Origin of the sequence: Klebsiella sp. SWET4 (genome assembly GCF_024296565.1) — a bacterium.
Classification (GTDB): Bacteria; Pseudomonadota; Gammaproteobacteria; order Enterobacterales; family Enterobacteriaceae; genus Klebsiella; species Klebsiella variicola.
Genome location: NZ_JANCOB010000018.1, coordinates 42,108 through 60,042, shown reverse-complemented (window position 1 = coordinate 60,042; position 17,935 = coordinate 42,108). Strand labels below are relative to the sequence as shown.

At 53.1% G+C, this 17,935-nt stretch carries 18 protein-coding genes, 3 pseudogenes and 1 riboswitch; of the genes and pseudogenes, 16 read left to right on the top strand and 5 right to left on the bottom strand.

Annotated features, from left to right (window positions below; all coding sequences use genetic code 11):
- Nucleotides 1–735: 735 nt before the first annotated feature.
- From crcB to NKJ21_RS25800, 4 genes are all read right to left on the bottom strand, one after another.
- Nucleotides 736–1,110: a fluoride efflux transporter CrcB gene (crcB, locus tag NKJ21_RS25815; protein ID WP_094030654.1), complete on the bottom strand. Its 375-nt coding sequence runs from the start codon at nucleotides 1,108–1,110 to the stop codon at nucleotides 736–738.
- Nucleotides 1,111–1,206: 96 nt separating this feature from the next.
- Entirely contained in the window at nucleotides 1,207–2,496 is a 1,290-nt protein-coding gene (eno, locus tag NKJ21_RS25810; RefSeq protein WP_032740678.1) for a phosphopyruvate hydratase, read from the bottom strand.
- A 16-nt stretch (nucleotides 2,497–2,512) separates the two neighbouring features.
- A complete protein-coding gene (locus NKJ21_RS25805; RefSeq protein WP_032740679.1) occupies nucleotides 2,513–2,938 on the bottom strand; it encodes a universal stress protein in 426 nt (141 codons plus the stop codon).
- Nucleotides 2,939–2,940: 2 nt separating this feature from the next.
- Nucleotides 2,941–3,843, bottom strand: a complete 903-nt coding sequence (locus NKJ21_RS25800) for a DHHA2 domain-containing protein (RefSeq protein WP_254733326.1) — start codon at nucleotides 3,841–3,843, stop codon at nucleotides 2,941–2,943.
- A gap of 77 nt (nucleotides 3,844–3,920) precedes the next feature.
- Nucleotides 3,921–3,989, bottom strand: a riboswitch (Fluoride riboswitch).
- A 312-nt stretch (nucleotides 3,990–4,301) separates the two neighbouring features.
- Between NKJ21_RS25800 and NKJ21_RS25795 the strand changes: the two genes are divergently transcribed.
- The gene (locus NKJ21_RS25795; RefSeq protein WP_032740680.1) at nucleotides 4,302–4,532 is read left to right on the top strand and encodes a hypothetical protein; all 231 of its coding nucleotides are present in this window, start codon (nucleotides 4,302–4,304) and stop codon (nucleotides 4,530–4,532) included.
- 390 nt (nucleotides 4,533–4,922) lie between these two features.
- Here NKJ21_RS25795 and NKJ21_RS25790 read toward each other — a convergent pair whose 3' ends face one another.
- Nucleotides 4,923–5,219, bottom strand: a complete 297-nt coding sequence (locus NKJ21_RS25790) for a hypothetical protein (RefSeq protein WP_032740681.1) — start codon at nucleotides 5,217–5,219, stop codon at nucleotides 4,923–4,925.
- Nucleotides 5,220–5,629: 410 nt separating this feature from the next.
- Between NKJ21_RS25790 and NKJ21_RS25785 the strand changes: the two genes are divergently transcribed.
- The 15 genes and pseudogenes from NKJ21_RS25785 to NKJ21_RS25710 all read left to right on the top strand — a co-directional run bounded on the left by NKJ21_RS25785 (nucleotide 5,630) and on the right by NKJ21_RS25710 (nucleotide 17,934).
- Nucleotides 5,630–7,201: a sensor domain-containing diguanylate cyclase gene (locus NKJ21_RS25785; protein WP_032740682.1), complete on the top strand. Its 1,572-nt coding sequence runs from the start codon at nucleotides 5,630–5,632 to the stop codon at nucleotides 7,199–7,201.
- A 15-nt stretch (nucleotides 7,202–7,216) separates the two neighbouring features.
- A pseudogene (locus tag NKJ21_RS25780) lies at nucleotides 7,217–7,381 on the top strand (hypothetical protein); the annotation flags it as partial.
- Nucleotides 7,382–7,830: 449 nt separating this feature from the next.
- Nucleotides 7,831–8,259: an antirestriction protein gene (locus NKJ21_RS25775; RefSeq protein ID WP_032740683.1), complete on the top strand. Its 429-nt coding sequence runs from the start codon at nucleotides 7,831–7,833 to the stop codon at nucleotides 8,257–8,259.
- Between the two features lie 44 nt (nucleotides 8,260–8,303).
- On the top strand, nucleotides 8,304–8,810 hold the full coding sequence (locus NKJ21_RS25770; protein ID WP_046622857.1) for an antirestriction protein ArdA: 507 nt from the start codon (nucleotides 8,304–8,306) through the stop codon (nucleotides 8,808–8,810).
- Nucleotides 8,811–8,852: 42 nt separating this feature from the next.
- A complete protein-coding gene (locus tag NKJ21_RS25765) occupies nucleotides 8,853–9,044 on the top strand; it encodes a hypothetical protein (RefSeq protein ID WP_040107911.1) in 192 nt (63 codons plus the stop codon).
- Between the two features lie 200 nt (nucleotides 9,045–9,244).
- The gene (locus NKJ21_RS25760; protein WP_110183756.1) at nucleotides 9,245–9,499 is read left to right on the top strand and encodes a DNA polymerase III subunit theta; all 255 of its coding nucleotides are present in this window, start codon (nucleotides 9,245–9,247) and stop codon (nucleotides 9,497–9,499) included.
- A 34-nt stretch (nucleotides 9,500–9,533) separates the two neighbouring features.
- The gene (locus NKJ21_RS25755; RefSeq protein WP_110183757.1) at nucleotides 9,534–9,854 is read left to right on the top strand and encodes a hypothetical protein; all 321 of its coding nucleotides are present in this window, start codon (nucleotides 9,534–9,536) and stop codon (nucleotides 9,852–9,854) included.
- Between the two features lie 668 nt (nucleotides 9,855–10,522).
- Nucleotides 10,523–11,065, top strand: a complete 543-nt coding sequence (ssb, locus tag NKJ21_RS25745) for a single-stranded DNA-binding protein (protein ID WP_071080836.1) — start codon at nucleotides 10,523–10,525, stop codon at nucleotides 11,063–11,065.
- A gap of 48 nt (nucleotides 11,066–11,113) precedes the next feature.
- Nucleotides 11,114–11,362, top strand: coding sequence for a DUF905 domain-containing protein (locus NKJ21_RS25740; protein WP_042938993.1), 249 nt, complete (start codon nucleotides 11,114–11,116; stop codon nucleotides 11,360–11,362).
- 68 nt (nucleotides 11,363–11,430) lie between these two features.
- Nucleotides 11,431–11,763 (top strand): annotated as a pseudogene (locus tag NKJ21_RS25735) (ParB/Srx family N-terminal domain-containing protein); the annotation flags it as partial.
- Nucleotides 11,760–14,999, top strand: a pseudogene (locus NKJ21_RS25730) (conjugative transfer relaxase/helicase TraI domain-containing protein); the annotation flags it as partial. The pseudogenes NKJ21_RS25735 and NKJ21_RS25730, both read left to right, overlap by 4 nt.
- Before the next feature lie 79 nt (nucleotides 15,000–15,078).
- Nucleotides 15,079–15,801: a type-F conjugative transfer system pilin acetylase TraX gene (gene traX / locus NKJ21_RS25725; RefSeq protein ID WP_023320111.1), complete on the top strand. Its 723-nt coding sequence runs from the start codon at nucleotides 15,079–15,081 to the stop codon at nucleotides 15,799–15,801.
- A 99-nt stretch (nucleotides 15,802–15,900) separates the two neighbouring features.
- On the top strand, nucleotides 15,901–16,485 hold the full coding sequence (locus NKJ21_RS25720; protein ID WP_254733324.1) for a fertility inhibition protein FinO: 585 nt from the start codon (nucleotides 15,901–15,903) through the stop codon (nucleotides 16,483–16,485).
- A gap of 120 nt (nucleotides 16,486–16,605) precedes the next feature.
- On the top strand, nucleotides 16,606–17,394 hold the full coding sequence (locus NKJ21_RS25715) for a DsbA family protein (protein WP_047665803.1): 789 nt from the start codon (nucleotides 16,606–16,608) through the stop codon (nucleotides 17,392–17,394).
- A gap of 3 nt (nucleotides 17,395–17,397) precedes the next feature.
- Nucleotides 17,398–17,934, top strand: coding sequence for a phospholipase D family protein (locus NKJ21_RS25710; protein ID WP_047665802.1), 537 nt, complete (start codon nucleotides 17,398–17,400; stop codon nucleotides 17,932–17,934).
- Nucleotide 17,935 lies beyond the last annotated feature (1 nt).

Below are 17,935 nucleotides of genomic sequence, written 5' to 3'. Positions count from 1 at the left end.
AGCGCCGGAATGCTGCCTGGGACCACGGTCCCACCTTTACCGTCAGTACCGGAATGCTGCCTGGGACCACGGTCCCAACTTCCCGGTCAGCGCCGGAATGCTGCCTCTGGGACCACGGTCCCAACTTCCCGGTTAGCGCCGGAATGCTGCCTGGGACCACGGTCCCACCTTTACCGTCAGCGCCGGAATGCTGCCTGGGACCACGGTCCCATCTGCACCGTCAGTACCGGAGCTATACCCAAGACCTTCTTACTCACACATCCTGTTGTTTTGGAGAAAATTAATGCTGAGCATATCTATTAATCATTGAGTCATTTCTGAGACAGACCCTGAACATGATAGATGTGTGCTGAATCGATTGGTTGATCGTGTTCCTGAATATCTCAAATTACATTGTATGGCTAGTGAGTAGTGGACAGAGAGAGAAGCAGAATTTCTACATATTATGGAGTGGCAGATATTTAATTAATGGCAGATGTACGTCTGGCAGCACTAGGATATGAAGCCAGCACCGCCGGCTTTTGACGATAAGAGAACATCGGTGGACAATAGTACTCCTGTAATATATGTCAGTCTAACTCCCTACTTTAGTTATTCAATCATTGTCAAACCTAAGTTCCGATACTCAATGTGAATCAAAATAATAATACCCGCACTATTCCAGAAGCGGGCATTGAACAGCGTACATAAAGCCTGCCAGTCGTGTTATATCCGACTATGGTTGTGCTGTAACATTCATATGAGTAACATTATCAGATAAAATCCCGCCGCTGTCATAAGCAGCGATCCCACGACGTGAACCAATACAGATGTGAGCGCCGATAAATAATTTCCCGTCTGCAGTAATGAGAAGACTTCCACAGAGAATGTTGAAAAGGTGGTCAGCCCGCCACACAACCCAGTGACGATGAGCAGTTTCCATGCAGGATCAAGTTGGGGGTGGCGCATAAAATATGCCATTGCTGCACCGATGATAAAAGCCCCCATTAGGTTAACCATAAGCGTCCCTGGCGGAAGTGAGGGGTAAAAACTGTTGAGCTTAATCCCCAAAAACCAGCGGATGACACAACCAGTGGCGCCACCAATCATAATTGCCAATAACTGACTCAACGAGAATCTCCCCATACAAGGTGAATATAAATTCTGAAGCAGGATGTATGCCGGATTCAGCCGGCATACGCACCTCAGATGCCGTGATGATTTCGATCATCCACGGCGAACAAATGCCTTAATACCTGCATAACGCGCGTCACTACCCAGTTCCTGCTCAATACGCATAAGCTGATTGTATTTTTCAATGCGTTCGCCACGACAAGGTGCGCCGGTTTTCAGATGCCCTGCACGCAACGCCACTGTCATATCAGCGATAAATGTATCTATGGTTTCACCGCTGCGGTGCGAAATAAAGGCACCCCATCCGTTTTCATGACACAGTGAAACCGCATCAAATGTCTCGCTCAGCGTACCAATCTGATTGAGTTTGATAAGCGCTGCACTGGCAAGGTTTTCTTCAATACCTCGTTGGATATACTTCACATTCGTGACGAAAAGGTCGTCACCGACCAGCTCCGCTCGTCCGCCAAGTGTATTATGCAGATATTTCCACCCGGTCCAGTCATCCTCGGCAAGACCGTCTTCAAGCAGGACAATCGGGAACTGGCTCATCAGTTCACCATAATAATCCGTCATCTCTTCTGAGCTCAGGGCGCTGTTTTCGGTACGAAGGTGATATTTCCCGTCGCGGTAAAATTCGCTGGATGCGGGGTCCATACAGATGCTGATATCTTCCCCTGGACGGTAGCCGGCTTTCTCAATGGCCTGAACAATGAATTCCAGAGGATCCCGGTTCGAAGATACGGCCGGGGCAAATCCCCCTTCATCACCCACCGCAGCGGAGAGGTTCCGGGACAGAAGGATCTGGCGCAAAGCCTGATAGACCTCACTGCCCTGACGAATGGCCTCTGTCAGCGATGATGCACCGTGCGGCGCTATCATAAATTCCTGAAAATCGGCTCCCTGACCACGGGCATGAACTCCACCATTAATAATATTCATGCACGGAACCGGCAAAAGACTGGCATTGAGTCCGCCGAGATAGCGGTAAAGTGGCTGACGGGTGACCTGAGAAGCCAGTCTGGCCACCGCCAGCGAAACACCCAGAATAGCATTAGCACCGAGCCGGCTTTTAGTCTCCGTGCCGTCCAGTTCCCGCATCAGATTATCCAGGCGCCGCTGCTCCCGCACATCGGTTCCCCTGACTGCGTCGTAGATTTCTGTCTCCACGGCCTTAATGGCATCACGGACCCCTTTCCCGCTGAAGCGACCTGTATCCCCATCGCGGCGCTCCGTTGCCTCTCTTGAGCCAGTACTGGCACCGGACGGTACCGACGCTCGCGCCATCTGCCCGTCAGAAGTAAAAGCATCCACCTCAACAGTGGGATTACCGCGGGAGTCAAGAATTTCGCGGGCGGTGACTTTTTCAAGTAGAAAATTCATACAGTTCTCCTGTAGCTCAGTCATGAATATGTTTAATCAAAACGTCTACGTTCAGGTGGTTAACGTATTCAGCCGAACGGGACGTCAGTGCTCCCATAAAACGGTTCCGGTGGCCAGCTATCACCAGGTCCGCGCCGGTATCGTTGATACATTTCTGTACATCTTCGAATCGCCGCATGGTGACCAGTTCTCTCGCATTAACCTGCTCAGCTACAGACGATGTCAGCTCGCTGAGCAGCGCCTTCGCCAGGACAACCTCCTTCGATACGGCATCGTTCATCAGACTGTCCGATATGTAGTTCATCTCCCGGTAGTCGTTACAGATATGAGCAATGGTGATTTTCATTTGCAGCATACTGGACAGTGTTGTCGCCAGTGCGAGAAGAGGGACGCCATCCTCTTTCCCCTGAACAAGAACAAGTGCATGTGTGTAGATTTTCATGGCTATCTCCGGCTTTGACTGAGATGGTGTTCGAGCCAGGGCAGAAGCTGTTTCTTCCGGCTTACCATACCCGTTACGAAACATGGAGTCGCGCTGATACCCTCCGGCCCGGCAAAATAGAGTGAAGAACAGCATGTATGAATATCAGTGACCATCAGCACGATAAGCCCGGCTTCCGTCATGACTGCCAACTGCACCATCGCACTTTGCAATTCATCCAGCAGAGGGGTGACCTGGTCAGGTGAACTGACCTCCAGTTGCGCTATACGAACATTCATACCGGCGAGCGAAAAGGCTTTAAGGTCTTTATGCAGAAGCTGCTCTGCAGACATTCCGGTGATATCGGTTTTAGCTGTCAGGAGCCCTCGGGCAAAAGCCGTGCGTTTTACCCCTGAAAGGACGCAGAGTTCAGTGGCGGAACGGATATCGTCTTGTGTTGTGGTGGGAGAGCACAGATTAACGGTGTCGCTGAGCAACGCGCCAAGAAGCAGGATAGCGTGGGCCGGGGGCATCGTACGGCGCATTTCTGTATCCATCAGTAGCCAGAGTACTGTCGCGCTGCTGCCTGCCGGTTTTATCCAGACCTCTGGCGGCAATTGGGTGATCAGACCGCCCAGCCGGTGATGATCGATAATTCCGATGATATTGCTCTGAAAAAGGTCAGCAGGCCCCTGAGCCGGTTCGGTAAAATCGACCAGCCATACAGGTTCATCTTTCAGTGAGATATCAAGCAAGGGCGGTAGGGTTAGCGTGGCAGCTTCAAAAATATAGTGTGTCTCAGGGTTCACTTCACCAGGCCGCCAGGCTCGGGCAGGACGGTTACACCGGTTGAGCCAGCCCGCCGTCACGGTAGCGGTGCAGACAGCGTCGCTGTCAGGATTAAGGTGACCAAATACATTAATCAAAAGAATATCCCCGTTAAGGGAAGCAGACAGGTCGATGGGATTTAGGGACGACCTGACATACCTCCTGAAAATCAAGAGTCATATCAGGCGTCATCAGCCCCGGACGGGGCGGTTGGGAAAGGTGGAACGCCATCACCTTCTAAAAATTATAAGTCAGAAATAAAGAGATGTCAGCTTACATTTGGGGTGTCTACGTGCGTTCAGTGTTTTTTACTGGCATGAATCACCTTTGACTGGTGAGATATATCAGATTTCACCATGGGCACTGGCTGGGGCTGTCAACCTGGACTTCTGCTTTCGCTCATAAGCTACAACAACACAGAAATCCTACACATGACAAAAGAGTACCGTTGATACTGTCACTAAAATCCATAAGGATCTTGTCATGTCAGGAGAACCGTTATCTAGCAAAGTGTAATATACTGAAGTACAGAGTATTTGTTTTGAGTGGAGTGGTTATGAACGCGAGTTTAAGGCATGTTCTGCGATATACAGGAGTCCCGGTTGACGCCGCTGAGCCTGTGCGCCGGAAGTTCGGTAGCCGCCTGATATTGATCGTGACGGTTGCTCTTCTTCCTTTGCTGATTGTTGATATATCTCAGTGTATATTTGTGCTTTCACAGCTTATGTGGGGTATCGGTATGTATGTTGGTATTTCTGTGGCGAGTGACAAACCTGAGCGTCGGTAATGCTCAGAACGAGATATCTAACGGCCTGCCATATGACGGACTGCTGTTAAAGCGACGATGTAGAGGACGCAGGCTTTGCTTTACACGTGCCCTCCCTTTGGTCTGGACCTTTAATCGCGACAATCGCGTTACGATCTCTGTTTCTCACAGCCAGCAAAGACTTATCTGTGTTACCCGACAGCTCAACGAAAGGCTCAGAAAAACGCCAGATTATGAATCATCCGCAGAGCGGTCCAATAAGTATATTACATCCATAAATTGAACTCAAAGCGAATAGCGGAACTGGTGGATGTTTTGCCTTACGCCCGCGTTTATTGCAGGTTAATTCTTGTTTATTCATTTCACTGATTGTGAAGAATCTCCCTGCATCAGGCTAAGAAAGTCGTAGTGTCAGAAAAGTGCTTCTTTAATGCTGATTTCATCCACCCGGAGGATAGAAGACATGTCGAAACCTTCCATGTCAGACATGAACGCATCGCTTTTCATGTACTTCTGATTTATAGCCTGTATATCAGCGTCTTTCTGATAAGTCACTGTTGCAATAACCTGACATTCATTCCCCAGATAGACATGATTTACATATATATTAAAAGCGGGAAGGGAGACCATGTGCCGGGGCCAGTGTCTGTGAAAATAAATTTCTGCTGACTGTGTATCTTTGAGTGTATAAATCCTGACCTGTTTCATCTTATCTTTCCTGTTGTGAGGTTTTCGTAGGACGGCCAGTCAAAGCATACCAATTATCTTTTTTTTTAAATTAGCAAAAGACCACTTTTCGCACGTAGCGGCTTTGTGCAGCTGTACTGTATTAATAACATACTGGATAAGTATCAGTGTTACGCCAGCTCTACAGAGTATCAAATAAGCAGAAAATATGACTCCCCACAAGCACAATGCTGCCCTATGTGCTTGTGGCTATGGGAGAATTCTCTTAGCTTCCACTTGTAATGTTGAGGCCTCCTTTCATAGCTAAGACTGAGGCTGGGCAATGAGAATCAGAAAACAACCAGACTTTTAATTTATACCGTTATTGAAAAAAGATACTGGTCATGCAAAGGTGGTAGACGGTTAAAGGCTGACAACAATCATCTTAACACATGAATAACTACAAAATTCGTCTTCGTACTCTCATTACAGCCCTTTCTACAGGCGCTGTAGTGCTTACCGGAACCATGCTGTTATGCATAATGATTGTGTTTCAGAGAGACAGCATAGAAGAAAGTACGGTTCAGAATAACATCGCATACGCTCGTAAGCTGGCCGACACTACAGATCGGTACCTGACGATTGCGCAAAGTGAGCTGAGGTGGAGTTCTGGGCAGATCCACGATCTTTCAGCTTCCGACGAACTAGTACGTGAGGCGGATCGTTTGAGGCTACAGTCTGGCTTTTTTAATTCAGTTGTCATTGTTAACAGCGAGAGGGTTGTAAGAGCAACCTCGCCTGAAAGTCTGGGTTTAGTTGGAAAGATACTGACTTCAGATGCCAGTATCAGAGCTGTAAAAAATCAGGTAGCTTCCATTTCTGAGCCGTTTATTTCGGCTTCCGGAAATTATGTTGTTTTTCTTTCACAACCTATTTTTTCTGAACATGGGGTTTATCTTGGGTATATGGGGGGGACAATTTATTTAAAAAAACATAGTATATTAAGTGATATTTTAAGTCAGCATTTTTATCCCCCAGATACTGACATAAAAATAGTTGATGGCAATGGTATGGTGGTGTTTAGTCATGATCCTGATACAGTGGGTACTGTTGAAAATATTTCCCCTGAAATTCATTATCAACTTAACTCCTCGCAAAGTGGTAAGCTCAGTTTAGCTAATAATAATAGGGATTATGTCGCTGGGTTTGCACGACTAAGACAAACTGACTGGAGTATCTGGATTTCCGGAAGTGAAAAGGAGGTCGATGCGTTAGTCAACCTTTCGGTAAAAAAGATCGTTGGATTCATTACCCTCGTCGTATTTTTTGTCGCTATTTTAATGATATATCTTGGTACACTAGTCGCTACCCCCTTGGAGCGGCTGGCAAATGCTGTAAAGGCTGGTAGTAGCCAGCGGAGCGATCCTTCTGTACTACAAAATATCAAGGGTTGGTACTATGAAGCTCAGGAACTCAAAGAGGCGGTAAAACAAAATTTAATATCTACACAGACGAAACTCAAAGCCTTCAGCGAGCAGGCGATAAAAGATCCACTTACAGGGCTCTACAACAGACGCGGTTTTGAGAAAATGTATGAGTCCATTTCCTCAGGAAAGCAAGTAAACATTATTGCAATTGATATAGATCACTTTAAACAAGTAAATGACCGATTCGGGCATGATGCTGGAGATAAGGTGCTGCAAGAGCTTGCGACTCTTTTGAAGGAAATATGCCGGGAAAACGACTTTATCTGTCGATTTGGCGGTGAAGAGTTTGTAATCGTTATACCTGAAAAAAAATCTGATGAAGTAATTGATATTGCAGAGCGTATCCGAAAGCAAACTGAAACCACTATTTTTCCCTTTGTGGGACATTTGACATTATCAGCAGGAGTGGCGTCTTCCCAATATTTCGGTGAAGATATTAATGAGTTACTCAGACGCGCAGATGAATTTCTCTACGTAGCAAAGCGGTCAGGCCGCAATGCAGTAGTCTCTGTACAAAACAAGTATCAATTTAACTGACCCCATCCAGGTAGACGATTCTGCCTGGTTCTGCTCATCCTGGTTAACGAGCGGCAGGAAACCATTGAGGGCGCAGGGGTTATCACTGGTCTGCTGCGTTTCAGAGACGATCCGGTCCGCCGTCGGTTTGATCGCCGGGCTTTAAGTGACGTGGTCAGAGAGGCCCGAGCCTTCAGATCTCTGATGTTACGGGCCAGAATGTCAGGGGAGGAGGGGACCTCTCCCTTGTCAGCCAGCTGGCGCAGGAGGTCCGGTGCGATAAGGATGTCACCTTGTCGGCTCAGCATCTACCCGGCCCGGTTTCCGGGCCTTTTGAGTGAAAACAACCCTCAGTTATCGCTGTACCGTGTGCGGCCTGTGCCGTGCCTTCACTATAGCCCGGCCGCTGCAGATGCAAGGGTGCGCTGACGCCGCCATCCTCACCCGGTCGCAGTTTTTTATATGATGCTCGCCGTTCTTCCCGTCGTTTTCTCGCTCAGGTTTCGCTCGAAAACCGTCCAGACCCGCTTCGCGCTTTATCTGCGCTGCGGCCTCCGGTGTCGCCCCTGCATCTTCCGCTTTCCGCCGGGCTGACGTATCGGCACGGCACAACCCGGTGCCGCAGTCCATGTCATTACGGAGGTTTTACCATGCAGTATGTGACAACACGCCCCGTCCTGAATGTTGAAGAGTGTGGCCGCCTGTCTTTTATGCCGTACCTGTTCGGCACGGATTTCATGCTCGCAGAATTGCAGGTGTATGCGCTGGCGAAACAATGGATGCCTGAATACAGCAGTGAGTTCTGGCACTTTATCCGGCTGCCAGAGGGCGGCGGTTACATGATGCCGGATTGTGGCCGGGTTCATCTGGTCAACAGTGAAAACTGGTTTGACCGCATTGTGAGCGCCGACGCAGCGGGCATTATTCTGACATCGCTGGCCGTTAACCGTCGTCTGGCGGCAAATCATGACAGCAGTAATCCGGCCCTGACCCGCCTTTATATGCTGCGTGATGCCCAGCTCTGGAATCACATTACCTTTCACCCGGAATGCAGTGCCATTTACGCCGCGCTGGACTGATTAACGACCGGGGCGGCCATGCCGCCCCGCAGGGAGACGAAAAAATGAATTCATCAGTAACCGTTCCGGCCGTCTACGTGGGCACATATCACCAGTACAACGGCGGCAGTATTTTTGGCAAATGGTTTGATTTAACCGATTTCGACGACGAAGACGAATTTTATGACGCCTGCCGGGCGTTGCATGCCGCAGAGGATGACCCCGAGTTTATGTTTCAGGACTGGGAAGGGATCCCGTCTCAGTTTGCCTCTGAATCCTCTGTTAAGTGGGCGTTTATCGAGGCATTCCGGCAGGCGCAGGACGAAGGACGCGCCGCCGCGTTTGTGGCCTGGGCGGAATATACCGGCGAGTGCGACTATGACGCCTTTGATGATGCGTATTGTGGCGAGGCTGAAAGCGAGGAGGATTTTGCTTATGGCTTTGTGGAGGATCACGGCCTGTTAAACGAGGTGCCTGAATTCCTGCGCGTCTATTTCGATTATGAGGCTTACGCGCGGGATCTGTTCAGCAGCGGCTATGTCTTCCATGAAGGCTATGTATTCAGCAACTGATTACTATCCGGCGGGGAAGCCCGCCGGTTAAGGAGAAAGCACATGAAACTTGCACCACAAAGCCGCGATATCCTGCGACAGTACAAAGCCCTGATGAATGCCCGCCGCCGCGATGCCGGTCAGCGGGAACTGACCACCGCCCAGGTGATGGATGAAATCTGCTATTACATGACCTGCCAGTGTGCCGTCTACATCGGCGGGCACTTCATCTTACAGGGCGGTAAAGGGCAGTAATCAGTAAGCTCGATGACAGGCGTCCGGGCCGGAGGGCACCTGTCAGCCCGCGCGCAAAACCCTGGCAGGCTGCGCGTGCCGGAGAGATACATCGCCGCGCCTCCGGCGCCGCGCACTCTCCTCTCCGTTGTCAGTCGCCGTTGCCCGGGAATACGCGTATTATCAGGGATATATTCCTGTAAAGCAGACCGGTGATTCATATGTCAAAGTGGAATATCGCCTCTTTTCCAAAAGAGGAGCAGGACAACGTTGCCGTCGATAAGGTGGCCGCTACTGTCGCCTGGCAGGAAAGGATGAGCAAGCCCGTCGTGCCGGAACTTGTTGAACGGGAACAGCCTGAACACCTGCGCGAATATTTCCATGAACGGCTCCGCGTACATCGACTGAACAGTCAGCAGCTGCCGCGCGCAAATGCACCCGAATATAATAAACCGGGCGATGATCAGCAGAATTGATTTTCTTTCTCAGTGTGTCCAGAGAGGGTAATCTGTGCGTATGTCTCTGATGTTTGCAGCCGTGACGCTTTTAACCGGTATTAACCTGTTTTTTATTCCGTTTCAGCCGGTATCGGCTCTGTGGGGGGCTATCCTGGTCGTTGCTTTTGTTCTGATTCATGTCGTGGCGGATAAGCTGCGCCTCTGGAGTGGCATGGCGTGGATTATCGTTGCCGGCATCATCATAACGCTGATGCTGCAGGGGAAAGAGCCGGGTGACGAATTTCGTGTCCTGATCACCGTTTTCGCTTTCCTGGCTTCTGCCTGGTACTGCGTTGTTCAGTACAGAAAAGAGAAGGGAGAATCTCAGTCCTGACCTGACCAGACCTACCGGTACTCTCCACCTTGCTGCAGCTCTTCCTCTGTTTAACTTTCTTTTCACACAATCTGCCCCGGGGCCACCTTCGGCTCCTGACCCGCTGGCGCGGTTCAGTCGTCGAGCCACACTCCGCTAACCGCGAAAAGACGCGGTAAGCTCCGCCGAACCCGCCAGGCGGTTTCGGGCCTGCCGGCTAGTGTCTGATGTCTGAGGTCAACGGCAGCGCTTGCTGCGACCGTACCGGTCGCGCCGCTTTCACCGTGCCGGCGAAGGACTGCCGGCACTCTGCAGGGCAACGCCGTTTCGCGCCCGCGCGTTCCGTCGTTGCGGCGGGTGCCTGCTCCTTTCCCCTGGTACCCGTATCACCCTTTTGAGTCCATTCGCCCGGGCTGACATAGCCACAACCTGTCGCATTGGCTGTCCAGGGTGTAATGAACAGTCCACAAAACTTTTTGCATGGAACCGCAAAAACTTTTGTGTCCTGCCCCGGACAGATGCGTCAGGCCGTGGCGTCTTTGCCCTTGCGGCGAACGGCTCTCAAACGGGTGAAGGTAACAACCAGGGGGCAGGTTCAGCAGGTCCCCGCACAAAGTCAAAACCGCGGCCCCGGCAACTCAACGGGTGATGGTTTTTAAAGACAAAACAACAGCGTAAGGAGATCCATCATGGCAGCACGTGGCGTTAACAAAGTCATTCTGGTCGGATATCTGGGACAGGAACCGGATGTGCGTTACATGCCCAACGGGGGCGCAGTGGCCAATCTGACGCTGGCCACGTCTGAAACATGGCGTGACAAGCAGACGGGAGAGATGCGCGAAAACACCGAATGGCACCGTGTGGTGATCTTCGGCAAGCTCGCGGAAGTGGCGGGCGAATACCTGCGTAAAGGCGCACAGGTCTACATCGAGGGCCAGCTGCGCACCCGCAACTGGCAGGACGATGCCGGAGTCACGCGCTACGTCACCGAGGTGCTGGTCGGCCAGAACGGCACCCTGCAGATGCTCGGCGGCCGCCGTGAATCCGGTGTGCCTGAGAGCGCCGCGCAGCCACAGAGTCCTGCCGCCCCGGCACAACCTGCTCAGGCCCCGGCTAAATCCCCGAAAGCGAAGGGCGGTAAGAAAGGCCGTCAGGATGCGGCTCCGTCTCAGCAACCGCCTCAGCCACTCCCGGATGATTTCCCACCAATGGATGACGACGCGCCCTTTTAAACCATGATGAAGACGCCCCGTTCAGGCGGGGCAGAGAAGGAGAAACATATGGACCATAACGTTTTGTCCCCGCTTGAATCTCTGCCGGATGGCACGTTTACCCGCGAGCAGGCTCAGATTGTCGCCGCGCAGTATCAGAATGTGGCGATTGAAGATGACCAGGGGACCCATTTTCGTCTTGTCGTCCGTCATCAGGATGACGGCAGCATGATCTGGCGCGTCTGGAATTTTGAACCGGGCGGCGAGGACCTGATGAACCGCTATATCCGGGACTACGGAGTACGCAAAACGCAATAAGCCGTAATAGGTGCCGGGCAGATGGGTCTGCCCGGCAGACATTAACCAATATCGGAGAGAAATCAATTATGTCAGTGACCGAGTCTAAAGCAAAAGCACCGGTTAAAACCAGCAAAAAATCGGTGAACCCTGCCGAATCCGCCGCCCTGAAAGCCGCGCTTGAGGCTGCTCAGGTTGAGATGGTGCCGCTGTCGGGGCTGGTCAAATCCCCGCTGAACGTTCGCACGATCCCCTATCCGGCTGACAGTGTCCGGGAGATGGCTGACTCCATCATGGCGATCGGCCTGATCCAGAATCTGGTGGTTCACTCGCTGCCGGACGGTATGTCAGGTGTGGCTGCAGGTGGCCGCCGTCTTGCCGCCCTGCAACAGTTGCTCAGCGAGCAGCGCATCGATGCCGGGTGACCGCGAGCAGCAATATGCTGACCCTGAAAGACCGGGAAGGGGTCCGTCTGGATCTGAAGGTTTCCGCGGTCGACAGCCAGTGGACGCTGTTCCGGGCAGATACACTGCCGGTGGCAGAGGGGGAACGTCTGGCGGTGCTCGGGAAGATACCGGACACACGCCTGAAGGGCGGGGAAAGCATCACGGTGATGAAAGTGGAGGACGGGCAGCTGACGGTACAGCGGCCGGGGCAGAAAACCACGCAGACCCTGGCCGTGGGCGCGGGCGTGTTTGACGGTATTAAAATCGGCCACGGCTGGGTGGAAAGTCCCGGCAGGTCGGTTAGCGAGACGGCAACGGTCTTTGCGTCGGTGACGCAGCGTGAGCTGGATAACGCCACCCTCAACCAGCTGGCGCAGAGCGGAAGTCATCTCCGGCTGTACTCGGCGCAGGATGCTGCGCGCACGACTGAGAAGCTGTCGCGGCATACCGCCTTCAGCGTGGTCTCAGAGCAGCTGAAGACCCGATCCGGAGAGACGGACCTGGATGCGGCCATTGCGCAGCAGAAGGCCGGACTGCATACCCCGGCAGAACAGGCCATTCACCTGTCCATCCCGCTGCTAGAGAGCCAGGACCTGACCTTCACCCGCCCCCAGCTGCTGACGACGGCACTGGAAACCGGGGGTGATAAGGTCCCGATGTGGTCTATTGAGATGACCATTAAGAAACAAATCAAGTCCGGACAGTTGCTGAATGTCGGTGTCTCCCCGGGCCACGGTAACGACCTGCTGATATCCCGTCAGACCTGGGATGCCGAGAAAAGCATCCTGACCCGGGTGCTGGAAGGCAAAGACGCGGTGGCCCCCCTGATGGACCGCGTGCCGGCCAGTCTGATGACGGACCTGACCGCCGGACAGCGGGCGGCGACCCGGATGATTCTGGAAACCCCGGACCGGTTCACGGTGGTTCAGGGGTATGCCGGGGTGGGGAAAACCACCCAGTTCCGGGCAGTCATGAGTGCCATCAGTCTGCTGCCGGAAGAGACCCGCCCGCATGTCATCGGTCTGGGGCCGACGCATCGTGCGGTCGGGGAAATGCAGAGTGCCGGCGTGGACGCGCGCACGACGGCGTCGTTCCTCCACGACACGCAGCTGCTGCAGCGCAATGGCCAGACACCCGATTTCAGCAACACGCTGTTTCTGCTCGATGAGAGTTCGATGGTGGGGTTGTCAGACACGGCGAAAGCCCTGAGCCTGATTGCGGCCGGGGGAGGTCGCGCAGTACTCAGCGGAGATACCGACCAGCTGCAGTCCATTTCGCCGGGCCAGCCGTTCAGGCTGATGCAGCAGCGCAGCGCCGCCGACGTTGCCATCATGAAAGAGATTGTGCGCCAGGTGCCTGAGCTGAGACCAGCGGTCTACAGCCTGATTGACCGGGATATAGATCGTGCTCTGGCCACCATCGAGCAGGTCACGCCGGAGCGAGTACCGAGGAAAGAAGGCGCCTGGGTGCCGGGCAGTTCAGTGGTGGAATTCACGCCGACGCAGGAAGAGGAGATACGTAAGGCGCTGAGCAAGGGGGAAAGCCTGCCGGCAGGCCAGCCCGCGACGCTCTACGAGGCACTGGTGAAGGACTATACCGGACGGACCCCGGAGGCACAGTCGCAGACGCTGATTATCACCCATCTGAATAATGACCGGCGGGCACTGAACGGTCTGATTCATGAAGCGAGGCGGGAGAACGGGGAAACTGGCAGGGAGGAAGTCACCCTGCCGGTGCTGGTCACGAGCAACATCCGTGATGGTGAACTGCGCAAACTGTCGACCTGGACAGCTCACAAGGGGGCGGTGGCGCTGGTTGATAACGTATACCACCGTATCGACAATGTGGATAAGGATAATCAGCTGATCACCCTGACTGACAGTGAAGGAAAGGAGCGATATATCTCTCCCCGTGAAGCCTCTGCTGAAGGTGTGACGCTTTATCGCCAGGAAGAGATCACCGTGTCTCAGGGGGACAGAATGCGTTTCAGCAAGAGTGACCCGGAACGCGGCTATGTGGCCAACAGCGTCTGGGAGGTGCAGTCTGTTTCGGGTGACAGTGTCACGCTTTCTGATGGCAAAACCACCCGCACGCTGACTCCGAAGGCGGATGAAGCACAGCAGCATATCGACCTCGCCTACGCTATCACGGCTCACGGCGCCCAGGGGGCCAGCGAACCGTATGCCATCGCGCTGGAGGGTATGGTGGGGGCGCGAAAACTAATGGCCAGCTTCGAGTCTGCTTACGTGGGATTGTCCCGCATGAAACAGCATGTGCAGGTCTATACCGACAGGCGTGAGGGCTGGATAAAGGCCATCCAGCATTCACCTGAGAAGGCGACGGCGCACGATATTCTTGAACCCCGTAACGACCGGGCGGTGAAAACCGCAGATCTGTTGTTCGGGCGGGCAAGGCCACTGGATGAAACCGCCGCTGGCCGGGCAGCCCTGCAGCAGTCCGGTCTGGCACAGGGAAGTTCACCGGGAAAATTCATTTCTCCGGGGAAAAAGTACCCTCAGCCGCATGTGGCGCTGCCGGCATTCGATAAGAACGGGAAAGCCGCCGGTATCTGGCTCAGCCCGCTGACCGATCGGGACGGACGGCTGGAGGCTATCGGCGGAGAGGGAAGGATTATGGGCAATGAAGACGCCCGGTTCGTGGCGCTGCAGAACAGCCGCAATGGTGAAAGCCTGCTGGCCGGGAATATAGGAGAGGGGGTCAGAATGGCCCGCGACAATCCCGATACCGGGGTGGTGGTGCGGCTGGCCGGTGATGACCGTCCCTGGAACCCCGGGGCCATTACCGGCGGGCGGGTATGGGCTGAACAGGCGCCGGTGGCTCCGGTACCGCAGGCCGGGGCTGACATTATCCTCCCGCCAGAGGTTATGGCGCAGCGGGCGGCAGAAGAACAGCAGCGCCGCGAAATGGAAAAACAGGCGGAACAGACTGCCCGGGAAGTGGCCGGGAAGGCGCGTAAAGCCGGCGAGCCGGTGGAGCGGGTGAAAGAGGTTATCGGGGACGTCATCCGCGGACTGGAGCGTGACCGGCCGGGCACGGAGAAAACGACGCTACCGGATGATCCTCAGTTCCGGCGCCAGGAGGCGGCGATTCAGCAGGTGGCCTCAGAAACTCTGCAGCGTGATCGTCTGCAGGCTGTGGAGCGGGACATGGTTCGTGACCTGAACCGCGAGAAAACCCTCGGGGGCGACTGACGCGCCTGTGGCTTGTCTGCTCCGGCAGCCTCCCCGATTAAAATCGGGCAGTCTGCCAGAGCGCTAAAAGGAAAAAAACATGAGAGCACAACACACATTTCTTGGCGCGACAGACAGCTGGCTTCAGCGCCTGCTGACCTGGACACCGGGACAAACGGATATGATTAAAACGGTCGCACTGGTACTGATGGTGATAGACCACACTGGCTTACTGCTGGCCGGAAACAATGAAGTGATGCGCCTGCTGGGACGCGGTTGTTTTCCACTGTTCGGACTGGTGTGGGGAATGAACCTGGCCAGGCACCAGGAAATCCGCCAGTCGCAGCTGAATCATCTCTGGTGCTGGGCGATGATCGCTCAGGGGGCGTTTATCCTGGTGGGCTATCCCTGGTACATGGGCAATATCCTTTTTTCATTCGCTGTCACGGGGCAGGCGATGCGCTGGTTCAGCTTACGGACCCGTAACGATATGCTTCTGGCTATCGCTATTGTGATCGCCTGGGTGCCGTTGTCCGCGGACAGCTATGGCCTGGCTGGCGTCTTTATGCTGATCAACAGTTACCGGCTGTGCCGCGCCACGGAAGCGGTGGAAAGAACGGGCTATGCTTTACTGTGGGCGGTAATGGTCCTGCTGTTGAATCTTCATGATGCCGGGCAGTCTGTTGCTGGTCTGGCGATCGCCCTTCTTGTCGTGAGTGTGTGCTCTGATATCGGGAAACAGGTTAAACGGTTCTGGCCACCCCATTTTTTTGTATTGTTCTATGCTGTTCATCTGGCAGTGCTGGGGATTGTGGCTGCATAACGAGCCAGAGATTAGCCGGTTGCCTGCAGGGAGGATGATCCGGCCGGCAACCTGGCGTATCTTACTGGCCTTGTGTTAACTGCAGGAATACCTCAACCTATGACGGAAGAAAAACGACCCACGCTCAGTCTGAAAAAAAAGCCAGCAGAACAGTCGACTGGTACTGAGCCTGAAAGCCCACGCATTGTCAGGCGCAAGCAAGTGGTTAATGTCACCACGCCGCCGGCATGGAAAGTCAAAAAAGAGAAGCTGGCCAGGAAAGCGGAGCAGATCGCTTCGGCTAAACCTGTTCCGCCTGAACCCGCTAACCTAGAAAAAACCAACAGGAAAATTCGTTACCTTCGCTTGCCGGCGTTGCAGGTGGCCATTGATACCTTGCAACCCTGGTGGCCCGCACTTTTTGATGGTGATAAACCACGTCTGCTTGCGACGGGGATCCGCGAAACCATATTTAACGATATAGCTTCCCGCGGGATACCGCTGTCCCATAAGCAGGTCATTAAATGTCTGAAACGGATTACTCGCTCTGAACAATACCTGTCATCGATGATCGCCGGTGCTGAACGCGTTGACTTAAATGGTACTCCGGTGAGTGTCGTGACTCCGGATGAAGAGCAGTATGCGAAGCTGAGAATGGAAAAGCAGCGCCGGCAGCAGGCAAGAATTCAGAGCGATATGGTTTAATTTTATTTAAAGCCTCTTACTTTATCTGTTTATCCCCTTCAACACTGCCAGTGTTATTTAATAATGCTGGCAGGGTGATAATATTTGTATTTCTTCCTTTATTATTTAACAAGGATATCTATGAATATCAAAACTGCTTTAATTGCGGTGGCTGTCTCCTCTTATATGTTAACCTCTACCCTGGGCCAGGCCAGTGAACATTCTTCTGTATTCACCCCGGAGCAGGAAAAAAGAATTGGTGAAATTGCAGCAGATTATATGCGTGCGCATCCTGATATTCTTATTCAGATGAGCGAAAAGCTGCAGGCAGAACAGCAGGAAAGGGAAAGTCGCGAGTTGAAATCAGCTGCGCTGGCACAACAAGCCAGAATTCTGTCTGATAAAAACATCCCATCATGGGGACCCGCTGAAGGGACGGTCATGGTCGTCGAGTTCTTCGACTATCAGTGCATCTGGTGCAGCAGACTGGCACCAGAACTGGAAAAAGTCATGAAGGCTAACACGAACGTGCGGTATTACTTCATGGAGTGGCCAGTGTTTGGCAGCCGCTGGCCGGAATCACTGCTCGCTGCGAAGACTGGTCTGCAGGTCTGGAAAGAGAAGGGGGCAGAAGCATATTTAACGTATCATAATAATATCTATGGTACCGGGCTGAATGAAGGCAGACTCACGCAGGAGATTATTGAAAAACAATCCGGGAAAATAAATTTTAATCAACACACCATTGAAGCAATCAATAATACGTTGAAGAATATAAATCAGATCGCCACAACAACAGGCTTAACCGGCACGCCGGGTGTAATTATTATGCCGCTCAATGGAGCGACAGAGGATAACACCACCGTCTTTTCCGGGATGACAGAAGCAGAGAATATTCAGCAGGCAATCAATAAAGCACAGGGGAAATAAATAATGAAATACTCAGTATTGTCTGGTTTTCTGGCAGTGACTTTGTTCGCTTCCGGTGGGGTGATGGCTCAGCCAACTGTACAGGCGGGGTTTTCTCCTGAAGGGTCGGCGCTGCAGCTGGTACTGAATACGATCGTTACTGCGCAGCAAAGTATTCGCTTGATGGGCTACAGCTTCACTTCACCGGAAGTAACGCGAGCACTGATCCAGGCGAAACAGCGGGGTATCGATGTCAGAGTGGTACTTGACTGGAAAGCCAACAGCGCGAAAGGGAGTGCAGGTGTGGCGGCGATGAATCTGCTGGCCAATGCCGGTATTCCTGTACGAACCGTCAGCCAGTTTAAAATCATGCACGACAAGGTGATCATCACTGACGGCCGAAACGTGGAAACGGGGTCGTTCAACTATTCCCGCGCTGCGGCGAACAGCAACTCCGAAAATGCCCTGGTCATCCGGGATTACCCTGCGCTGGCTGAGACCTACCTGAAGCACTGGCAGTCCCGGTGGGAGATGGGGAGGGACTGGTCGGGATCATATTAAG

Excerpts from the sequence above, each read along its gene's own strand:
- NKJ21_RS25795 (WP_032740680.1), top strand. The coding sequence starts at position 4,302 with ATGAACGCGAGTTTAAGGCATGTTCTGCGATATACAGGAGTCCCGGTT.
- NKJ21_RS25785 (WP_032740682.1), top strand. The coding sequence starts at position 5,630 with ATGAATAACTACAAAATTCGTCTTCGTACTCTCATTACAGCCCTTTCT.
- NKJ21_RS25740 (WP_042938993.1), top strand. The coding sequence starts at position 11,114 with ATGGACCATAACGTTTTGTCCCCGCTTGAATCTCTGCCGGATGGCACG.
- traX (WP_023320111.1), top strand. The coding sequence starts at position 15,079 with ATGAGAGCACAACACACATTTCTTGGCGCGACAGACAGCTGGCTTCAG.
- NKJ21_RS25790 (WP_032740681.1), bottom strand. The coding sequence starts at position 5,219 with ATGAAACAGGTCAGGATTTATACACTCAAAGATACACAGTCAGCAGAA.
- NKJ21_RS25775 (WP_032740683.1), top strand. The coding sequence starts at position 7,831 with ATGCAGTATGTGACAACACGCCCCGTCCTGAATGTTGAAGAGTGTGGC.
- NKJ21_RS25710 (WP_047665802.1), top strand. The coding sequence starts at position 17,398 with ATGAAATACTCAGTATTGTCTGGTTTTCTGGCAGTGACTTTGTTCGCT.
- ssb (WP_071080836.1), top strand. The coding sequence starts at position 10,523 with ATGGCAGCACGTGGCGTTAACAAAGTCATTCTGGTCGGATATCTGGGA.
- NKJ21_RS25805 (WP_032740679.1), bottom strand. The coding sequence starts at position 2,938 with ATGAAAATCTACACACATGCACTTGTTCTTGTTCAGGGGAAAGAGGAT.
- eno (WP_032740678.1), bottom strand. The coding sequence starts at position 2,496 with ATGAATTTTCTACTTGAAAAAGTCACCGCCCGCGAAATTCTTGACTCC.
- NKJ21_RS25760 (WP_110183756.1), top strand. The coding sequence starts at position 9,245 with ATGTCAAAGTGGAATATCGCCTCTTTTCCAAAAGAGGAGCAGGACAAC.
- NKJ21_RS25715 (WP_047665803.1), top strand. The coding sequence starts at position 16,606 with ATGAATATCAAAACTGCTTTAATTGCGGTGGCTGTCTCCTCTTATATG.
- NKJ21_RS25720 (WP_254733324.1), top strand. The coding sequence starts at position 15,901 with ATGACGGAAGAAAAACGACCCACGCTCAGTCTGAAAAAAAAGCCAGCA.
- NKJ21_RS25765 (WP_040107911.1), top strand. The coding sequence starts at position 8,853 with ATGAAACTTGCACCACAAAGCCGCGATATCCTGCGACAGTACAAAGCC.
- NKJ21_RS25770 (WP_046622857.1), top strand. The coding sequence starts at position 8,304 with ATGAATTCATCAGTAACCGTTCCGGCCGTCTACGTGGGCACATATCAC.